This is a genomic window from Paenibacillus sp. BSR1-1 (genome assembly GCF_030403775.1).
Lineage (GTDB): Bacteria > Bacillota > Bacilli > Bacillales > Cytobacillaceae > Neobacillus.
In genome coordinates, this window is sequence record NZ_JAQMWQ010000004.1 from 376,408 (window position 1) to 396,170 (window position 19,763).

General features: G+C 40.9%; 17 protein-coding genes and 2 tRNA genes. 1 reads left to right on the forward strand and 18 read right to left on the reverse strand.

Going from position 1 to position 19,763, the window contains the following annotated elements; all coding sequences use genetic code 11:
• Positions 1-5: 5 nt before the first annotated feature.
• The 10 genes from PH210_RS09770 to PH210_RS09810 all read right to left on the reverse strand — a co-directional run bounded on the left by PH210_RS09770 (position 6) and on the right by PH210_RS09810 (position 10,031).
• Entirely contained in the window at positions 6-2,582 is a 2,577-nt protein-coding gene (locus tag PH210_RS09770; RefSeq protein ID WP_289984953.1) for a DEAD/DEAH box helicase, read from the reverse strand.
• Between the two features lie 182 nt (positions 2,583-2,764).
• Positions 2,765-2,854, reverse strand: coding sequence for a putative holin-like toxin (locus tag PH210_RS29755; RefSeq protein WP_223590865.1), 90 nt, complete (start codon positions 2,852-2,854; stop codon positions 2,765-2,767).
• Between the two features lie 100 nt (positions 2,855-2,954).
• Positions 2,955-3,146, reverse strand: a complete 192-nt coding sequence (locus tag PH210_RS09775) for a YbxH family protein (protein WP_289984955.1) — start codon at positions 3,144-3,146, stop codon at positions 2,955-2,957.
• 105 nt (positions 3,147-3,251) lie between these two features.
• Positions 3,252-5,921 carry a pyruvate, phosphate dikinase gene (gene ppdK, locus PH210_RS09780; protein ID WP_289984957.1) on the reverse strand — a complete coding sequence of 890 codons (2,670 nt, stop codon included), beginning with the start codon at positions 5,919-5,921 and terminating at the stop codon, positions 3,252-3,254.
• Positions 5,922-5,923: 2 nt separating this feature from the next.
• Entirely contained in the window at positions 5,924-6,739 is an 816-nt protein-coding gene (locus PH210_RS09785) for a pyruvate, water dikinase regulatory protein (protein ID WP_289984958.1), read from the reverse strand.
• Between the two features lie 17 nt (positions 6,740-6,756).
• Positions 6,757-7,392, reverse strand: coding sequence for a transcriptional regulator CcpN (gene ccpN, locus PH210_RS09790; protein ID WP_289984960.1), 636 nt, complete (start codon positions 7,390-7,392; stop codon positions 6,757-6,759).
• A gap of 200 nt (positions 7,393-7,592) precedes the next feature.
• A complete protein-coding gene (locus PH210_RS09795; RefSeq protein WP_289984961.1) occupies positions 7,593-8,402 on the reverse strand; it encodes an Fpg/Nei family DNA glycosylase in 810 nt (269 codons plus the stop codon).
• Positions 8,403-8,502: 100 nt separating this feature from the next.
• Positions 8,503-8,576, reverse strand: a tRNA-Ile gene (locus tag PH210_RS09800).
• A gap of 7 nt (positions 8,577-8,583) precedes the next feature.
• A tRNA-Gly gene (locus tag PH210_RS09805) sits at positions 8,584-8,657 on the reverse strand.
• 132 nt (positions 8,658-8,789) lie between these two features.
• On the reverse strand, positions 8,790-10,031 hold the full coding sequence (locus PH210_RS09810) for an esterase/lipase family protein (RefSeq protein WP_289984963.1): 1,242 nt from the start codon (positions 10,029-10,031) through the stop codon (positions 8,790-8,792).
• A gap of 280 nt (positions 10,032-10,311) precedes the next feature.
• Here PH210_RS09810 and PH210_RS09815 point away from each other — a divergent pair, with 280 nt between their 5' ends.
• A complete protein-coding gene (locus PH210_RS09815) occupies positions 10,312-10,638 on the forward strand; it encodes a TM2 domain-containing protein (protein ID WP_289984964.1) in 327 nt (108 codons plus the stop codon).
• Positions 10,639-10,971: 333 nt separating this feature from the next.
• Here the strand turns inward: PH210_RS09815 and PH210_RS09820 are convergent, their stop codons facing one another.
• The 8 genes from PH210_RS09820 to nikB form a co-directional block, all read right to left on the reverse strand.
• Entirely contained in the window at positions 10,972-12,210 is a 1,239-nt protein-coding gene (locus PH210_RS09820) for an allantoate amidohydrolase (protein WP_289984966.1), read from the reverse strand.
• A 141-nt stretch (positions 12,211-12,351) separates the two neighbouring features.
• Complete coding sequence (locus tag PH210_RS09825) at positions 12,352-13,590, reverse strand: ArgE/DapE family deacylase (RefSeq protein WP_289984970.1); 1,239 nt, start codon at positions 13,588-13,590, stop codon at positions 12,352-12,354.
• Between the two features lie 41 nt (positions 13,591-13,631).
• The gene (locus PH210_RS09830; RefSeq protein ID WP_289984972.1) at positions 13,632-14,621 is read right to left on the reverse strand and encodes a sugar phosphate isomerase/epimerase family protein; all 990 of its coding nucleotides are present in this window, start codon (positions 14,619-14,621) and stop codon (positions 13,632-13,634) included.
• On the reverse strand, positions 14,614-15,696 hold the full coding sequence (locus tag PH210_RS09835; RefSeq protein WP_289984974.1) for a sugar phosphate isomerase/epimerase family protein: 1,083 nt from the start codon (positions 15,694-15,696) through the stop codon (positions 14,614-14,616). Before PH210_RS09835 ends, PH210_RS09830 begins: the two co-directional genes overlap by 8 nt.
• Positions 15,697-15,874: 178 nt before the next feature.
• Entirely contained in the window at positions 15,875-16,849 is a 975-nt protein-coding gene (locus tag PH210_RS09840) for an ABC transporter ATP-binding protein (RefSeq protein WP_289984976.1), read from the reverse strand.
• Positions 16,839-17,852, reverse strand: a complete 1,014-nt coding sequence (locus PH210_RS09845; protein WP_289984977.1) for an ABC transporter ATP-binding protein — start codon at positions 17,850-17,852, stop codon at positions 16,839-16,841. Before PH210_RS09845 ends, PH210_RS09840 begins: the two co-directional genes overlap by 11 nt.
• 9 nt (positions 17,853-17,861) lie before the next feature.
• Positions 17,862-18,770: an ABC transporter permease gene (locus PH210_RS09850; RefSeq protein WP_289984978.1), complete on the reverse strand. Its 909-nt coding sequence runs from the start codon at positions 18,768-18,770 to the stop codon at positions 17,862-17,864.
• Positions 18,771-18,773: 3 nt separating this feature from the next.
• On the reverse strand, positions 18,774-19,712 hold the full coding sequence (gene nikB / locus PH210_RS09855; RefSeq protein WP_289984980.1) for a nickel ABC transporter permease: 939 nt from the start codon (positions 19,710-19,712) through the stop codon (positions 18,774-18,776).
• Positions 19,713-19,763 lie beyond the last annotated feature (51 nt).

Below are 19,763 nucleotides of genomic sequence, written 5' to 3' on the forward strand. Positions count from 1 at the left end.
TAATTTTAAAATTCTTCTTCATTCCGATATTTTTTAAATCTTGCCCGATAGCAAGCATCACAGGTCGGAAATGAATGATCCCATGGAAGTTTCTTACCGCAGTTTTTACATTTTTTGACGAATTTTTTGATGTCGGTTTTAAGACGTTCCTGTACCTTATCGCTTATTTCTTCACGCAGCCTTTCCCAGTACATTGCCTCGGTCCGTTCACCCAATCGATAAAGGAATAACAAATGCAGGCCAATTGCTTTATAGCTGAGTTCTAATTCCTCTAAACTTCGTTCTTTTACAATGGGCTCAGGCATTTGGCTCCCACGGATAATCGCATACATGGTATCTTCCCACTGCTGGGTAAGTAAAGGTTCATTTTTGGCAAAGGGCAGGTGTAAAAAGCCATATAAATCCGTCAACGAAAGACGTGCTTCAATTTCTGTACCGGCAATTTTTTCATATAGTATTCGTTCTTCAGACAATGAGGCCTTTTTGGTCCCCTTTGGACTTTCAAATTTCCCCCATAGTTCAAAAAAGGTGCCTAGGTCCCGATAATAGCGCAAAAATCGCTCAAATACTGAATTAGTCGGGGCAATAGCAAAGGAATGAACAGGCGTATCCTCCTGCAATAATAAATTCCTCATTTTTTTAATATCGCTGGTAAATGCAACCTTTCCGACATTATAGATGCCTTTACGGCCGGCACGCCCGGCAATTTGCTTCACTTCTTGAGAATTCAAAAGACGCCTTCTTGTGCCGTCAAACTTTTCATTTTCTAAAAAAACAATCCTGCGAATCGGAAGGTTTAACCCCATACCTATGGCATCTGTTGCCACAATCACTTTTGTTTTTCCTTTATTAAATTGCTCAATTTGTTTTTTTCTTGTTTCGGGCGGCATGCTGCCATAAATCATACTTACCGAATGACCATCATTTTGCAGTCGTGAGGCCATCTCCAAAACACGTCTTCTAGAAAAACAAATAAGTGCATCCCCTTTTTTAACATGTTTAATATGGAATTCTTTCGATTCGACATCTAGAGGTGTATCCCGCGTGTATTCATGAATTTCCATTTCAGAATCGCCTAAAAGTTCAAGCAGCATATTTTTTGAATTTCTGCTGCCGATAATATGTACTACTTCTGCATTTGCCTTCGTAATCGCTTTATACCAAGCAAATCCCCGGTCCTTATCCGTAATCATTTGTGCTTCATCAATGACCACCACTTCATAAAATTCCTTTTCATGAAACATTTCTACCGTACAGGAAATATGGCTGGCATTTGGATGGATTTTTTCTTCCTCACCCGTCTTCAATGAACATGGAGTTCCTTCGGCATTTAACTTGTCATATACTTCTAATGCTAATAATCTCAATGGTGCCAAATATAAACCGCTATTAGCCTCTTTCATTTTTTCCAAAGCATGATGGGTTTTGCCTGTATTTGTTTCCCCAATATGCAGCACATAGCGGGATTGTCTTTGTAAGGAAGGATCATATTCAGCTCCAAAAATATCCTTCATGATCCTTTCTTCTTCTGCTTTTTTCCGCTCCACCTCTGCTTGTTCTTCCGCTTGCTTCCGTTCTCGTTCTTGAAGATCCTGTTCAAACCTTTCTTGATGCACAGACAAGTCAAATGGAATCTCCGCCAGTTTTAATAAATCAGAAAGGTATTCAGCCTGAATATCCTCAATAAAATATCCCTCTACATCATAAAGAAGTTCTGTTATACTTCCCTTCACAAAAGAGGGCGTTAATTTTTCATGAAAAGTTTCAAAAAACTCTTCCAACAGAACAGGAGGCAGCCCTTCCAATACTTTTTGAGGAATCAGTTCTGAAATGTAATCTGAAATAAGACCTTCATAAACATAGAAGTAAGTCTGATACTCAAAGTAGCTTCTTCCCCAATTTAGCGTTTTATGGATATCCCCAGTTAATTCCTCAAAAAAAGTCCCGACGGTCGTATATGCCGAAGGGTTAAACGCACCTTCATCCTCTAATTTTTCTTCAAGAGCAAACGTATCTACAGATTTAAACTTCACATTGTTTGTTATATCAGCAGCTAGCTGCTTTGCAACAAAATGTCGGACATATAAATAGAAAATCTGATATTTCTCTTCCAAAATTAGAGCTGCTTCTTCCTCAATTTGATTCTGAATATTTATCTTTTGTTCTTCAAACTGCTGTTTCTCTTCTCTTTTAATAAAATTCTCCTTCGCTATCTGATATCGTTTTGTCCATTCCTCTTCTTGATTCTGAAAGCTTTCTTTTAACCATGAAATAACGTTAAAAGGCTGATAGGTTCTCATTTCATCGCGAAAAAGCTTGTTGATGAGTTTACGGTCCACTCCTTGAACTTCAAAACCTTTTTCACTTAAAAACTGCTTTTTTTCATTTTTGGGAACATCATTCGTAGATTTATTAAGCCAGACATTAATCCAAAGCTGTTCCAGATAGTGGCTGCGGTCGGCTAGATACTGCTCGAAGGTCGTCACCGTTTCCTTCGTTTCCAAATATCGATCAATATCTTCATATACTTTCCTTTTTGTATGCTCTATCGCTTGAGGATAAATGGTTTTTAATTTACTCATTTCGTTCTCACCTCAATATTTCTTTTTTCTAAGAAGTTATGTATAATATTAGTATAGATTCTCATATAGTAAAAAAGACCGAGCATGACTAGACGACTCGGTCATGCAATAGCTGTTTCCCTCAGGGAAATCGGCATATAAGGCAGTAATCCACCGCTTATGCTTGCCGGCTCAAGGGTGGATTATTTTTTTTTGTGGAAAGACAGAACCGTGACAATGAGACTAGCAAAGGAAATAGCTAACATCAATGCTTGAAAAACTGTCAAAAGCATCACCTCCTTCCAATCGGAAGTGTGCCGCCCACCCTTGAGAAATTCAATTCTATTGCATTTTTAATTATAGCATTTATCTCCTTATCGAACAAGCGTTCTATTAAATGTTATGTAAATCGCAATATCGGTCTACAAGGTCCTCGATTTGATCTAATTCAGGAAATTTTCCAGAAAACTGAAATTGAATTTCCTCTATGAAATGATCTTTGCTGTAAACATGTATGGCTCCATTTTGTTGAATGATACTATACTCTGGTACAAACCGGTACCCGTTCCGTTCGATTGCCCCCATATCATTACTCCCTTTTCCATGATTTTTTTTAGTATAAGCAGAAAATAAAAGTATAATTCCATTAAAAGAGACGGTACCTATTAAGGTAACCGTCCTAGTTTAGAGTTAAGCAGTTGTATAAACCTCTTCCTTATTTAACTCATGACGAATTGTTGCTTGTGCAGCTGCTAATCTTGCAAGCGGTACGCGGTACGGCGAGCAGCTGACATAATCTAAGCCTGTTCGGTAGCAAAAATCAATTGAACTCTTTTCACCGCCATGTTCACCGCAGATACCTGTTTTTAACGATGGCTTTGTACTGCGGCCAAGGTTAACACCTGTTTCTACAAGCTTACCAACACCATCCTGGTCAAGTACTGCAAAAGGATTTTCTGGGAGTACTTTGTTTTCAATATACGCCTGCAGGAATTTTCCTTCGGCATCATCACGGCTATATCCGAAGGTTGTTTGTGTTAAATCATTCGTTCCAAAAGAGAAGAAATCTGCTTCTTCAGCAATTTGATCAGCCGTCAATGCAGCACGAGGGATTTCAATCATCGTTCCTATTGTATATTGGAATGTTTTCCCTGTTTCCTCTTGAATCTTAACTGCCGCATCAATAACCAGCTGGCGCATCTGTTTTAATTCATTTACATGGCCGACAAGCGGAATCATAATTTCCGGCTGTACTTCCATGCCTTTTTCTGCAAGCTTTGCTGCTGCATAGAAAATTGCCTTCGCTTGCATATCATAAATTTCTGGATGAATCATACCAAGGCGGCAGCCGCGGTGGCCGAGCATTGGATTGAATTCATCTAATTGTCGAACCTTTTTAAGCAATAGTTCTTTTTTCTTCAATTCAGGAGATTGCGGGTCTAAAATTTGCAGCTTTGTCACTTCTACTAAAAGTTCCTCTTTATCCGGTAAAAATTCATGTAATGGCGGATCTAGTAATCGGATGGTTACAGGAAAGCCTTGCATCGCTTCAAAAATCCCTTCAAAATCGCCCTGCTGCATTGGAAGAAGCTCGTCTAATGCTTCCATTCTTTCACTGTAATGCTCTGCTAATATCATTTTTTGGACTATTGGAATCCGCTTCAGGTCCATAAACATATGTTCCGTACGGCAAAGGCCAATTCCCCCTGCCCCAAATTCAAACGCTTTTTTTGCATCCTCTGGATTATCGGCATTAGCTCGAACACCTAATTTTCGTTCTTGGTCGGCCCAATCCAGCAGCAGCTGGAATTCATCTGAAAGCTCAGGGTCGATCATTGGAATTTCTCCTAGCATAATTTCGCCCGTTGAACCGTCGATGGTAATTATGTCGCCGTAGTGAACGACGGTTTCACCAACCATAAATTGTTTGGCTTTTAAGTCAATTTTCAACGCCTCACAACCGCAGATACAAGCTTTCCCCATTCCGCGGGCAACAACTGCTGCGTGGCTGGTCATTCCGCCTCGGCTTGTTAAAATCGCTTGAGAAGCTACGATTCCATGGATATCATCAGGGGTTGTTTCAGGACGAACGAGAATTACTTTTTTCCCATCATTCCCTAAAAGTTCTGCTTCATCGGCATCAAAGACTACTTTACCTGTTGCCGCTCCTGGGGATGCCGGTAAGCCTTTTGCTAAAATTCTTTTTTCAAATTTGTCATCAATGCGGCGGTGCAGCAATTGATTTAATTGATCGGGATCGACGCGAAGCAGCGCCGTTTTCTTATCAATAATGCCTTCTTCTACCATTTCAACGGCAATTCGAATCGCCGCTTGAGCAGTACGCTTGCCGTTGCGGGTTTGCAGAATGAAAAGCTTGCCCCGTTCAACCGTAAATTCAATGTCTTGCATTTCTTTGTAATGCTGCTCAAGTCGTTTGCAGGTATCAGCAAATTGCTTGTAAACCCCAGGCATTTCATCCTTTAAAGTGGCAATCGGCTGCGGTGTACGAATTCCAGCCACTACATCCTCACCTTGGGCATTAATTAAGTATTCACCGTAAAGAAGGTGTTCTCCAGTGGAGGGATTTCTAGTGAACGCAACGCCTGTTCCCGAATCATCTCCCATGTTGCCAAATACCATACTTTGAATATTAACAGCTGTTCCAAGATGATCAGCAATTTTATTGAGACGGCGGTAAACAATCGCCCTTTGGTTATTCCAAGAGTTAAATACGGCATTAATGGCAAGGAAAAGCTGCTCTTTTGGATCCTGTGGGAAGTCTTTCCGCGTATGCTTTTTGACAATTCCTTTGTACCCAGCAATAACCTCCTTCCAGTCCTCTGCGGTCATTTCAGGGTCAGAGGAATAGCCCTTTTGTTCGCGGGTTTCTTCTAAAAACTGTTCGAAGAAATACGTGTCGATTTCAAGAACAACATTACTAAACATTTGAATAAAACGACGGTACGAATCATAGGCAAAACGAGCATTATTCGTTAATTTTGCCATTCCGACAACTGTTTCATCATTCATACCCAGATTCAAAATGGTATCCATCATCCCAGGCATGGAAAAAACTGAACCAGAACGAACAGATACGAGTAAAGGATTTTGCGGGTCACCTAATTTTTTGCCCATTTTTTCTTCTAAACGGGTAAGAGCTTCTAAAGTTTGCTTTTCTACGATTGTTGGGATGGTTTTGCTAGCTTCATAGTAGGCGTTACATGCTTGAGTCGTAATCGTAAAGCCATAAGGGACTGGCAAGCCAATCCGAGTCATTTCTGCTAGATTTGCTCCTTTTCCACCTAGCAATTCTCTCATATCGCCATTACCTTCGTGAAATAAGTAAACGAATTTATCCATGATTACAAGCTCCTCTCTTTTTTCAAAACGTCTAAAATTAACCCCGCAGTTTCTTCTACTGCTTTATTTGAAACGTCAATAATTGGACAGCCAACCCGCTTCATAATTTTTTCTGCATGATCGAGTTCGTCTAAGATTCGCTGGAAGCTTGCGTAATTTGCCTGCGATCCGAGCCCTAAAGCCTTTAAGCGCTCCTTGCGAATTTCGTTTAATTTATCTGGTGATATGATTAAGCCGATACAATTTTTCCGCGGAACTTGAAACAATTCATCTGGCGGCGGTACTTCTGGCACTAAGGGAACGTTTGCTACCTTAAAGCGCTGATGAGCTAAATACATCGACAAAGGTGTTTTGGAGGTCCTTGAGACTCCGATTAGGACTATATCAGCCTTTGTAACCCCTCTTGGATCACGGCCATCATCATATTTCACGGCAAATTCAATCGCTTCAATTTTCTTGAAATATTCTTCATCCAGCTTTCTCATTAACCCAGGGCGATGATGCGGCTGCTTATTGAACCTTGTTACAAATGCATTCATCAAGGGGCTAAGCAAATCAACTGCTAAAATACCCTCTTCGGTAGCACGTTGATCTATATATTCCTTTAAAGAAGGAATAACAATGGTATACGCAATAATGGAGTGACCCCTTTTTGCCAGCATGATGACATCTTCAATATCCTCAAAGTCATCAACATAGGAATTGCGGCGAATTTCAACCTGTCCTCCATTAAATTGTGTTGCCACTGCTTTTACTACAAACTCAGCCGTTTCCCCTACTGAGTCAGAAACTACATAGACAACCTCTTTCTGAACCAAAATGGCAGCCTCTCCCCTTAGTGTGATTTTTCTTCCATAATTTCTAAATAGGCTTTCGTTATCGTCGTTTTTGTAATTCGTCCCACAAGCAAATATGTATTCTTTTGCTCTTCCTTTACAACTGGTAAGGAATCTATGTGGTTATTAATCATTTTTTTCGCTGCTTCAAGCAGAGTTTCATCAGGATGAATGGTGATGATATTCGGCATCCTCGTCATGATCACACTCACCGGTAATTCATGAAGATTCCTGTTTCCTAGTGATGCTCTGAGCAAATCTTTACGGGAAATCACCCCTGCCAAATGTCCTTCTGTATCTACGGCATAAAGAGTACCAACATCTTCTAAAAATAATTGGACGATAGCGTCGTAAACTGAAGTTGATTTTTCAACTACAATTGGATGTGCTTTGTAGTCCGTCACTTTTTGATGGATAAATTCCTTAGCTTGAAGCTTAACTTCGTAATTATCATTAAAAAAATAACCGACCCTTGGTCTTGCATCCAAATTTCCTGACATGGTTAAGATGGCGAGATCTGGCCGTAATGCTGCCCTTGTTAAAGATAATTTCTCTGCAATTTCTTTCCCCGTTATGGGTCCATTCTGTTTCACAATTTCAAGGATCTCATCTTGGCGTTTCGTTAGTTTAATCATTAACACCCCCTCACTTTTCCTTTTGGTGTCCTATTCTATAGGAAAATTTTAAATGTGTTATACTTATTTGTATATAGTATATTACATTTAACACAAAACCGAAACAATAACTTATACTTTTTTTTAACAAAACATGAGACTATCTATTCTAAAGATTCAGATTATTATTTTTAAAAAAATTCCCGCTATTGAATGCGGGACTATTTCTGACAATTAGGACAATAAAAGGTTTTCCTAGACGAAATCATTTCTTCGATGATTGTCCCTCCACACCTTGTACATACCTCACCTTTTCTGTCATAAACTTTGCGTATATTATAAAAGCTTCCAGTTAACTTGTCGCCATTATAAAAAGGATTTTCAAGGTATCCTCCATGTTTTAGGGCATCCTGCAGTACAAATTTCATGGATTGGTATAATTGACTTCGACCCACTTCGATAATGTCATCTATATCTCTAGTTGGTAAAATCTTTGCATGGAAGCATATTTCAGCAGAATAGCAATTGCCAATACCAGCAATGAATTCTTGATCCAGCATCGTCGTTTTCAATCGGCCATGTTTTTTGTTGATTCTTAATAAAAATTCATTTACAGAGAAATCGTTTGAAAGTGGTTCGGGTCCCAAATGAGAAAGCTCCTTTTCGACTTCTGTTTGACTATGGAGATGAAGATATCCTAGTCTTAAACCGATAAAATACAAATGATTTTGCCCAAACGATAATCGAATTTGAACCGTTCGTTTTGGTTTTTCCGCTTCTTTTCCATAAAACATCCAGCCTCCGAGCATTAAGTGTAAGAGAAGGATTTGTCCATTTTGCAGTTGAAAAAGCAAATGCTTACCACGCCTATTTATATTGAGGACTTTTTGCTGCTTAACGGTATTGATGAATAGTGTAGGATTAAGATTAATTGATTTTTCTCTGTTTACTTGAACATCGGTAATAACCTGTCCAGCAATTCTTTCGTTTAACAAGATTTTGTAGTTTTCCATTTCCGGAAGTTCTGGCATCTCATGTACCTCCATTTTAAAGATCCATTCCTCCGAATTATTTTCCCCAAAGACACAAAAAAACCGAACACAATTGTTCGGTTTCACTAAAACAAAATGATGGGCCTAAATGGACTCGAACCATCGACCTCACGCTTATCAGGCGTGCGCTCTAACCAGCTGAGCTATAGGCCCATATGTATGGAGCGGGTGATGGGAATCGAACCCACAACATCAGCTTGGAAGGCTGAGGTTTTACCACTAAACTACACCCGCATATTTAACCTTCAACGACGTATGTAATTATAACAGTAATTTATTTATTTGTCTATATCCAATTAGTATATAATAAATTCATTGATTAACCGAACACCAATTTTATTATGGCATCCGGTTAATCAAATTAACTCATTTTGGAAGTCCGTGGAGTTGATTGGCGATATTTAAATAGAAGTCATTAATTTGTCTAATTCCAATAACATGAGCTTCACTTAATCCAACGAAATCAAAGTGATCCCAAGTATATTGAACAGGAAAATAGTTCCATACTCCCCTTTGAATCGTGCCATCAAAAAGCTTATTTGCCTGTCCGAATGGAAATTTGGAAGATTTAACGTTAACAATTCCATCATTTTGCCACCAAGACTTGTCAATCACAGGTGCAGGGTTTGTTCTTGAATATGATCCGATAAACAGACTTGAATCCCATAATAGAGGCGTCATCGTTGGCAGCGGATAAAAATGACCAGTTAAAAGTCCTATATAGGACGCGTCTCCTGTATAGGAAAAATAGTATACATCTTGCTGGGTTTTCACCCAGTTATTAAGTTCAGCAGCTCCAACAGTGTTTAAATCATACGAACTTATATCTTTACTTGTCCAAACTGAGCTGCTAATGACCCGGTCCATATAAGTAAGGAAGGATTCTTCAGGGCTTCGTTTCAATCCCCATTGGTCCATCTTGAAATCATATACGATGTTGTCTCCGCCTGCCCCTGATAGGGCGGCAAAATCGGTAACCATACTTTTAACAAGCGTTTTTACTCTTTCTGCATCCGCATACGTGGAACCATTATTTGGAGTAGCGAGGGTTGTAACACTATGGACCCAATGCTTCCCCCCTTCAAAAAGTGGAGAAACTCCTTCCTCAGGGTGTGCCTTATAATATTCTTGTTCAGACTCGCTTCCATTTTCCAATAGTTCTGTCAGCGTTCTGATAGTTTGTCCGCCCATACTATGCCCAACAAGATGAATTTTATTTTTACCATTCCATTCGCTATAGAGGCCAGGAAAAGTCTTTCCAAACCTTGCGTGCCCACATTCTTTTGCATGGGCAGCCCCATAGTCAACGGTTCCTCCTTTTATATAGTAATAAAGTTCCACCGCCCTATCCCAGTTACTAGAAATTGGTCCAACCGCAGCAGTATACGTTCTGTGTCCGCTGTTATTCAAATATTGTTCTAGGTCATTCATCCCTCCCCAATATTTGAAGCCAAACAATTCACCTCGTCCCCATCCTGTTAGCCCATGTACCAATACGATTGGATATTCATTACCGGAAGATTCAGCTGTTGAAGACGTTTCAGCACTTGCTGAGAAAGCTGGCATGAGCAAGCTGCAGAAGAATAGTGAAGATAAGATATACCGCATTTTTGATGTCCCCCTTTTACAAATATTTCAATTTTCTGAATTATAGTTATATTTTAAAAGAAAACAAATAAAAAAGGACCCTACAAATGTAGGAATCCTTTTATACTATAAATTTCCATTCATTTATACCTTCTGTTTTCCGGGAACAAAGGACAATCCTTATGGGTCAAAATACCTATTTTTACTTTTATCTACTAGTGAAGCATTTCAAAGTATGAGTTATGATTATCCTTGTTAGAAATTGAACGTTTCGAAATACATTCATTGGAGTTGACATATATTGAATAACCTATTGATGAAAAAGGATTTATCGGCGGAACAACTTGCTATGGTAAATAGTGAAATGAGCAAAAAACAAAAATCAAAGGGAATTGCTTATGCTCTTTGGTTCTTCTTAGGTACTTTTGCTGGACACCGTTTTTATTCAGGAGATATCGGACGAGCAATCCTAATGCTATTATTTGGATGGGCGACATTATTTATTTGGAACTTTGTTGATGTATTCTTTATCGGAAAAAGAATTGAACAAAAAAATGAAGAACTTGAAAACAATATTATTTTGACTGTTAAAGCCCTATCAAACAACAAAAATGCAGCTAGTGCATGATTTTAAACAAAATGTAATGTTATTAGGGTAGTTCCTTATAAGGAACTACCCTTTTTGCATCAGATCTACTTCGTTTTTCCCCGGGCGAACAGGTGGTTTGATTCAGCCTTTTATGTATTTTTCCACCACTTTGAAAGACGGGTTAAATAATTCATTCTTTGGCAGATGGCTGATAGTCTCTTTCTAAATATCCTAAACTCATTTTATCTTAGTACCGTTGACCTTTCGTCTTGATTTCTTCAAGGTCGAGGTTTGGAATTTGCATATCTTTCATGAAGCTTCGTCCATTGATTATCGATAACTTCACCTCTCTTCCCCAATTTTCCTATGTTTTCAGGCTATTATTTTTAATATAGTATTAAGCAGAACAGACAGTCCCACTTCAATATCTTCCTGAGATGCGAATTCATCCGGATGATGACTGAGTCCTTCCTTACAGCGCACAAAAATCATGCCGGTATCTACAATTTTAGCAATAGCCATCGCATCGTGCCCGGCACCGCTTACCAGACGAAGCGGGTCCATGTGATGTTCTTCCAAAACAGATTCAATAATACCGATAAAATGGGATGAACAGTGGACTGCCGGGGATTCAAAAACCAGTTGGAATTCACAAGTCAATTTCCTGCGGTTTGCAATTTGCTGACATTCTTCTTGAATACGTTTTAACGCTACCTCCCTAGTAGTATCATCGATTGAGCGCAGGTCCATCGCTCCTTCCACCAAACCAGGAATAACATTGCTTGCTCCCGGATAAACCTTCAGCTTTCCAACGGTCGCTACCAGTGATTCGTATTGAAGAGCAATCCGTTCCACGGCTTGAATCATTTCTGCAGTCCCCACAAGTGCATCTTGGCGCATTGCAACCGGTACGGTCCCCGCATGGCCAGCCGCCCCTTCCACGCGAAACTCTAGCCGGGATTGACCCGCTATACCACTGACGGCTGAGCACGACTGATTCTTCTTTTCTAATACCGGACCTTGCTCGATGTGAAGTTCCAGATATCCTAGGATTGAATTTGGGTCCCTTGCCGCCAATCGATATAAAGTGGGATCCATTCCAATTTCCCGCATAGCCTTTGCTAATGTAACGCCATCCTTATCCACAGCTTCCAAATCTTTCTGCAGAAAGTTTCCAGCAATCGCCCTGCTTCCGAGAAGTGTTGTATGAAAGCGGGTCCCTTCCTCATCACAAAATCCAATCACTTCGATCGGGTGTTTAGGGCATATCCCATTCTCATGGAGAATTTGCACGGCTTCAATTCCTAAAATCACTCCAAGAATGCCGTCATATTTGCCGGCTTCGACTACCGTATCTAGATGGGAGCCAATCAGAAGAACAGGAGCTTCTTCTTGAGTCCCTTCATATCTTCCTACAACGTTATTCAGAGCATCCCTTCTTACAATCATCCCTGCTTCTTCCATCCAATGGCTAACTAATCGGTTAGCCTCCTCACTTTCTTTAGTAAAGGAAAGACGTGTTACACCCCGCTCGGTTAAACTAATCTTTGACAAATCATCAAGACGTCGAACAATTCGATCTATGTTCCTTATTTGAGATAGGCCTAACATATTCCATTTCTCCTTTACATGAAACTTGACCTAAGCCACTTTTTTGATAGAAAGTATGTTTAATAGATTCTATAGCGCCCCTAGAAATTAATCCAGCCTGTATTGACATACAAGCTGGGAAAGTTTTTATAAGTATGTTACTTATTTTTTTAATAAATCGTAAAGAGTTAACGCTACAATTTTAGTTGCCTTCACCAAGTCCTCAATACGGACGTGCTCATCGGCTCTGTGACCGTTGGCTTCCAGTAAGGTTTTAGGCCCTGCTCCAAACATAACAACGGGTATACCTGCTTCATAAAAATGCCTGGCATCGGCATAAAGAGGAACCCCATGGATTTCAAGTTCTCCATCCATGATTTCTTTCCAATTAGCCCCTAATGTATGAATCAATGGTTCATCCTCCGGAACCGGACCAAAGCTATTTGCTAAAAGAATTCGCTCTACTTCTACTTCAATGCCTTCGTAATCACGAATAGACTGCTCAACCACCTGCTGGATTTCCTTTTCCGCTTGATCTCCGTTCTCTTCCGGAATAAGACGCCGATCCAAACGAATAATACACCGGTCAGGAACCACATTAGTATTAATTCCCCCGGAGATTAACCCTACTACTAACGTTGGAGATTCAATTCCCGAAACGGATGATTTGACTTTGCTAAGTGTCTCGCGATATACATACAAGGAGTGGAGTATTGCGCTCATTGCCTGTATTGCATCAGAACCCGTATGTGGAGCCGCAGCATGAGCTGATTTCCCCTTTACTCGAATTTCCAAGTGCAGACATCCATTATGGGCGTTGACAATGGAGTGGGTGAACCCTGCTGCAATAGCCATATCTGGTTTAATATAACCCCTATCCAGTAACCACTTTGGACCAATTTCTCCGCCTGTCTCTTCATCGAACGTAAAAGCCAAAGATACCTTTCCATTCAATTCTTCTGCTACGGTACGAAGTGCCAATAGGGCATAAGTATAGGTGGCGATATCAGACTTAGACACAGCTGCTCCTCTACCATACAGTTTCCCATCTACAATTTCTCCTCCATATGGGTTATATGTCCATCCCATTCCAGGGGCAACTACATCCCCATGAGCATTCAAGGCAATTTCAGGGCCTTTTCCTTGTCCGAAGGAGGTGTTTGAAATTACATTAGCTACACGGATCATCCCGCTAGTTTTTACTTCTTCCGAATCTACGTTTAAGAATTGGACATCATCGAATTGGAAATCCTTTAACCTCTTATGAAGATGATCAGCTATAGCATAACAATCTCCAGGTGGGTTATCGGACGGGATTGCAACAAGCTCTTGTAGAAATTGAATAATTTGCTTCTGATTGTTTTCTACCCATTGTAGTATTTCTTTTTTGGCTTCATTCAAAGTTATTTCTCCTTTCATAAATGATTAAGTCACAACCATCTTCAAGAGGTGGTTTGATTTAGCTCAGCAGCAAAACGGGTAAGGTACCTGGTAACAGTGCCTATTCTTTCATCAATATCTCCCACTAGGGACAGCGGCGATTCGGATAGAGGCTTTCCTTTCGAAATCCACGTCGCCACCTCAGCAATATCGTTATCAGGATGTGCATCGAACCACCCCTCGTTGAGAAATGGTGTTTCAAGTTCTGCGCGATGGATTTCCCCCCAATACCAGGCATTTGGGTCACTTGCACTGATATGAGTAATCAGGGCCGGCCAGTCAATGCACCCTTTACCGATTGGGCAAAGTAAACGGGAGTAGCCGCGGTTGTTCCACACGAGATGTGCATCGTCAACGTGGACTTGCCAAATTCGACCTGCAAGACGTTCCGCTGCTGCCATCGGATCCTCCATTCGTACGATCAGATTCACGGGATCGAGCGCAACGCCGAATAGATTGGAATCGAGTTCTTCGAGCAGTCGACGAACCTCCCAGGAAGTGATTTCCTCGTGAGTCTTAATAAGCACCCGGGAGCCTAGCGAACGGAGGTCGGGTTCAAGTCCTTTCAAGAAAGAGGAGACCTCTGCCAACTGATCGGACCAAGCCATCGATTGATTAAAGCGATCTTCTTCCATGCCAACAACCAGCATCACATTCGGTTGTCCGAGCTGGAGAGCTGCCTCCGCCAACATAAGCAAACCTTTGGCAAGATCCCCGTTTCCGACTTTCAAAGCATCAGAGGATCTGTCAGGCCGATAGGGATTAAGCATCCCAAGCTGGAGGCCAAGCGTGATTCCTGATTCCTGTGCAACTTGCCGGATGTCCTCCAATTCCCACCGGTCCAATGTCGGACTGGCTTTGAGGGCATTCCCAATGAAGGAACCTTTCAGCTTATGATCGAGTGCCTTTTGAACCGAATCCCTAACATCAAATGATGAACCGCAGAGATCCTTCGCAAATATTCCAACTCTCTCAGGTAAATTATCAAGCATGGGCCCTATCCCCCCTTGTGATACCTAGCTCTAGACAGATATTTTCAATATGTTGTTTTGAATACTCGATACACTGGATGGATTCAGCGTACTCAAAGGTATCTGAGTTATGCTGCTGCCAGGACTTAACATTTCCATTACGGATACGTTCAGTGTAATCACGAACGAGTTCAAAATATGCGGCAAATTCTTCTCGTGAAAGGTCGGGATGTCCCGCGATCCATTCTGGGTTATAAAGTTCTAGAAAGTGCGGCTCACCTTTTACCGCACCCAATCGTGGAGGATCACATTCAATTGTTAAGTTAAGGTCAGGGCGATACTTGTTAAGTTCAGTAAGCACCGCAGTAAAATCGACAAGACCTGATCCGATCATACGTGACTGGTAATATGCACCATCTTCTATAAGTTCAACATAAGCGTCCTTTAGGTGTGTCTGGCGTACGTACGGAGCAATGCGCCTAGCGGCATAGACCGGATGCTCACCCCGAATATGGATATTACCTGTATCAAAGACTATCCCTACAACATCCTGACCGACAGCCTCAATAAGTCGGAGAATTTCAAATGTTGTAATCTCCTCGTGTGTCTCAAGATTCAAGTGGATCCCCAGGTCCAAAGCAATAGGCTTAAGCTTCAACATAAAGCGCCGTGTGGCCTCTAGTTGCTCTTCCCAGGACACATCAGTTCTGAAGCGGTCTGTAGTGAATCTACCTCTATATTGTTGTTTTATCCCAGCAGTGGAAATCCAAAGCTCTCTAATATCGAATTCTGCGCAAGCCTCCATCATTCTACGAAATCCGAGTAAAGTATCCCCATCACCAATATCTCGTATCTCAGGTGTTTCGGGAAGTGCAAAGGGATTTACCTTACCAAGACCTGCTTCAAGATAGAGTCCGAGCTCGTCGGCACGCTGACGGACTTCACGGATCACCGATTTGTCGAGTTTTGGACTTACATCTAGGATGGTTCGGAAAAACACCCCTTCCATTCCAAGACTTTTGGCATGATCGAGAGTGCTTAAAGGTCCTCTCACCTTTGACTCAGGTATTTTTCTACCATCAATTCCAATACGCATAGCTAAAACATCCTTTCCCGATTTCCTTTTTTATATAATATTTAGTAGATTCTGAATATTTTGCGTGGAAATTTGACAATCATGCTGTCCCATTATCTGGACTACTGTGGCGTCACCTGCTCAATTATGTCTCAGTTCTGGCCGTGTAACGATTGGATGATTTTCATACACTTGGTACTTACTGACTTATCGTGGTATTTAGTAACTCATCGGCTCTGCAGCATGAGCAAAAGTGGCTATTTCCAAAATCCTTGAATTCTAAATCTTGACCTACACATTGTGCCTGACTGTACAAACATCGTTTTGCAAACCTGCAGCCAGGTTCAGGATCAATTGGACTTGTCAGTTCTCCAATAAGTTTAACTCGCTGCATCTTTTGGCGTATGTTTGGGGCGGGTATTGCAGAAAGCAATGCTTGTGTATAGGGATGCACAGTCTTTTTAAACAATTCATCTGATTCTGCAATTTCAACAAGCTGCCCAAGATACATAACCGCTATCTTGTCTGAAAAATATTTTACGACTGATAAATCGTGGGTGATAAATAGATAAGTCAACCCATATTCAGCCTGAAGATCCTTAAGCAAATTCAGAACCTGGGCCTGAATCGAAACATCCAAAGAAGATACTGGTTCATCGCAAACAATAAACTGTGGATTCAAGGAAAGTGCCCTTGCAATTCCAACACGCTGCCGCCGTCCCCCATCAAGTTCGTGGGGATAGGAATTGATAAATCTTTTACTTAACCCAACAACATCCATTAAACGTCTGACTTCGGAATCAAGTTCCGCTCGCTTTACTTTTTTATAGATTAAGAGCGGTTCTCCAATAATTTCACCAATGGACATCCTCGGATTTAGTGAGGCAAACGGGTCCTGAAAAATAATTTGCAGATCTTTTCGCAAGTCATGAATCTGCTTCTTATTCATTTTACAGATGTCTTGCCCATTGAAGAGTATTTCCCCGCTTGTCGCTTGATGAAGCCCTAATATTAAGCGTCCTATTGTTGACTTCCCGCAGCCTGATTCGCCTACAAGCCCCAATGTTTGACCGCGCTTAATACTGAAAGAAACATCATCGACTGCATGAAGTGTTCCGTTTTTCGATTTAAAATGCTTTATAAGGTTCTTAACCTCCAGAATATTATCTGACATAATTGACTTCCTCCATTATCTCAGTAGGATCAAGCTTGCCCTCGTGGATAAGACATTTCACTATATGAGTTCCTGCAACATTCGTCATTGCCGGTTTCATTTTCGTACAGACTTCATTCATATGCGGGCAACGCGGATGGAATTTACAACCCGATGGCAAGTTTGTAGGATCCGGCATCTGCCCTGTTATCGGCTTTAATCTATCAACCTTTTCATCCAGCGTAGGAATTGATCTAAAAAGGCCTATTGTATACGGATGTTTTGGATGTTCAAACACTTCTTCAACCGTTCCGGTTTCCACAATCTCACCAGCATACATAATGGCGACTCTGTCACATACCTGAGCAACAACACCGAGGTCATGCGTTATGAGAAGAAGCGAAGTGTTCAACTTAACTTTCAAATCATTCATCAATTCCAGCACCTGTGCTTGAATCGTTACATCAAGCGCTGTCGTTGGCTCATCCGCCAAGATAAGTTTTGGCGAACATGCGATACTCATGGCGATGACAACCCGCTGCTTCATTCCTCCTGAAAATTGATGTGGAAATTCATCATATCGATCCTTAGGAATACCGACCATTTCCAACATATCAGCAGCCTTTTGCTGGGCTTCTGCTTTACTGCATTTCTCATGGAGATAAATTACTTCTGCAATTTGGTCGCCAACGGAATAAACAGGATTAAGGCTGGTCATAGGATCTTGAAAAATCATGGAAATTTTGTTTCCACGGATATGACGCAGAAAATCCCTTTTTGCTTTTAGAAGGTCATCACCCTCAAAAAGAATTTCACCGCTCGTTATCTTGCCCGGGGGGTCAGCAACAAGCTGCAAAATGCTGAGTGCTGTTGTTGATTTACCTGCACCTGTCTCCCCCACAAGACCAAGGCTTTCTCCAGAATGTAAACTTAAATTTAGGGAGTTAACGGCATAAACAATCTCATCATCAGTTCTATACTCAACAGTGAGATCCTTAATTTCAAGTAGTTTGCTACGATTCATAGTTACCTCCTAATTTTTCAATTTAGGGTCCAATGCATCACGCAATCCATCCCCAAGTAGATTGAGAGAAAGAATGGTTAACATAATCGCTATGCCGGGGAAAGCGCAAATCCACCATGCATATCTTATATACTGTCGACCGCCGCTGAGCATAGCGCCCCATTCGGGAGCAGGAGGCTGAATGCCGAGACCGATGAAGCTTAAGGCGGCAATTTCTAATATCGAACCAGCAATACACAAAGTTGCTTGAACGATTACTGGGGCCATAGAATTGGGAATGATGTGTTTAAAAATAATTCGTAAATCATTTGCACCAATCGCTCTAGCCGCTTCAATAAACTCTTCGTTCCGAATGGACAAAACAGAGGCCCTTACGATTCTAGCAAATGGAGGTATATTTGCTATACTTATAGCAATTAACAAATTCCTTAAACTTGGCCCAAGCGCAGCTACAATGGCAATAGATAATAAGATACCGGGGATGGCTAGAAAAATGTCCATAATCCGCATAATAATATTGTCGACCCTTTTACTCCCATAACCGGAAATGGCCCCAATTAAACCACCTACAATCGTTGCAATTAGTATGGTTGTAAACGCGATTGGGATTGAAACTCTCGCTCCATGAACGATTCTTGCTAGAATATCTCTCCCTAATTCATCAGTCCCAAGCCAATGTTTTGCTGATGGCGGCTGCAGCCTATCTGCGGCATTTTGTTGAATTACTACTGTGTTATAATCAAATAAAGCATTAGCAAAAGCAGCCGAAAGAATGATAAAAGTTAATATAACTAAGCCGGCAACTGCCAGTTTATTCTTTCTTAAGCGTTTCCAGATTGAAACCAGCTGGGACTTTTTTTTCTTTTCCGGTATTATTTCAGATCTTTGGTTCTTACTCGGTATTATGGTTGTATTCATTCCCTACACCCTCTTCGCCTTGTACTGTGCTCTAATACGCGGATCAAAAAATGCGTACATGATATCAGTGCCTAGATTAATAACCGTAAACATTCCTGCTTTAATAAGGACAAGCGATAATACAATAGGCGTATCTTTTAATTGTATTGCCTCAACTAGAAGTCGGCCGATTCCAGGCCATGAAAAAACAGTCTCTATAACCACAGCGCCGCTAATAAGGAAACCAAACTGCAACCCCGATATGGTAATGATCGGTATCATCGCATTTCGAAGTGCATGTTTAATAATTACTTTATACTCCTTGAGTCCTTTGGCACGTGCTGTTCTGACATAGTCCTGCCTGATTGTTTCCAAAAGGGAAGAACGTGTCATTCGTGTAATTATGGCAAGCGAGTTTGTACCTAAAGCAATTGCCGGTAGAACCAAGGACTTTACCCCACTGAATTCTGAAGATGGAAACCACCCTAAACCTGCGGCAAATATTATGATTAACATTAACCCAAACCAAAAGTTTGGCATTGAAACTCCTATTAAAGCTGTAAATGTTGACATTGAATCAAATATGGAATTTTGCTTAGCTGCTGAAATAGTTCCCAATATTATACCTACCACAATGGCAAAGATTAATGCAGCGATGGCAAGAACGAGAGTATTAGGGAATCTTGCCAGAATTTCATCAAGTACCGGTTGTTTTGTTGAATAAGAAATACCAAAATCACCTTGAACCGCATTTCCGATATAACTTAAATAACGGACAATAAATGGTTTATCGAGACCGAGCTCCTTCGTCATCTCAGCATGCGCCTCAGGTGTATAGTTATCACCTAAATACATCTCAACAGGATCACCAGGAGTAAGATCCATAATGGAAAATACAATGAAACTTACCCCCAATAATACTGGAATCAGCATGGCAAGCCTGCGTAGAATAAATTTATGCATCTGGCACCCCCTAAAAATCTAATTGACGTACGTGGAAAAATCAGCTTTTTC

What these genes read in the sequence shown, in the direction of transcription:
- PH210_RS29755 (WP_223590865.1), bottom strand. Translation starts at nt 2,854, where the DNA reads ATGCTTTTGACAGTTTTTCAAGCATTGATGTTAGCTATTTCCTTTGCT.
- PH210_RS09850 (WP_289984978.1), bottom strand. Translation starts at nt 18,770, where the DNA reads ATGAATACAACCATAATACCGAGTAAGAACCAAAGATCTGAAATAATA.
- PH210_RS09820 (WP_289984966.1), bottom strand. Translation starts at nt 12,210, where the DNA reads ATGTTAGGCCTATCTCAAATAAGGAACATAGATCGAATTGTTCGACGT.
- ccpN (WP_289984960.1), bottom strand. Translation starts at nt 7,392, where the DNA reads ATGATTAAACTAACGAAACGCCAAGATGAGATCCTTGAAATTGTGAAA.
- PH210_RS09845 (WP_289984977.1), bottom strand. Translation starts at nt 17,852, where the DNA reads ATGAATCGTAGCAAACTACTTGAAATTAAGGATCTCACTGTTGAGTAT.
- PH210_RS09840 (WP_289984976.1), bottom strand. Translation starts at nt 16,849, where the DNA reads ATGTCAGATAATATTCTGGAGGTTAAGAACCTTATAAAGCATTTTAAA.
- PH210_RS09810 (WP_289984963.1), bottom strand. Translation starts at nt 10,031, where the DNA reads ATGCGGTATATCTTATCTTCACTATTCTTCTGCAGCTTGCTCATGCCA.
- PH210_RS09775 (WP_289984955.1), bottom strand. Translation starts at nt 3,146, where the DNA reads ATGGGGGCAATCGAACGGAACGGGTACCGGTTTGTACCAGAGTATAGT.
- PH210_RS09830 (WP_289984972.1), bottom strand. Translation starts at nt 14,621, where the DNA reads ATGCTTGATAATTTACCTGAGAGAGTTGGAATATTTGCGAAGGATCTC.
- ppdK (WP_289984957.1), bottom strand. Translation starts at nt 5,921, where the DNA reads ATGGATAAATTCGTTTACTTATTTCACGAAGGTAATGGCGATATGAGA.
- PH210_RS09795 (WP_289984961.1), bottom strand. Translation starts at nt 8,402, where the DNA reads ATGCCAGAACTTCCGGAAATGGAAAACTACAAAATCTTGTTAAACGAA.
- nikB (WP_289984980.1), bottom strand. Translation starts at nt 19,712, where the DNA reads ATGCATAAATTTATTCTACGCAGGCTTGCCATGCTGATTCCAGTATTA.
- PH210_RS09770 (WP_289984953.1), bottom strand. Translation starts at nt 2,582, where the DNA reads ATGAGTAAATTAAAAACCATTTATCCTCAAGCGATAGAGCATACAAAA.
- PH210_RS09835 (WP_289984974.1), bottom strand. Translation starts at nt 15,696, where the DNA reads ATGCGTATTGGAATTGATGGTAGAAAAATACCTGAGTCAAAGGTGAGA.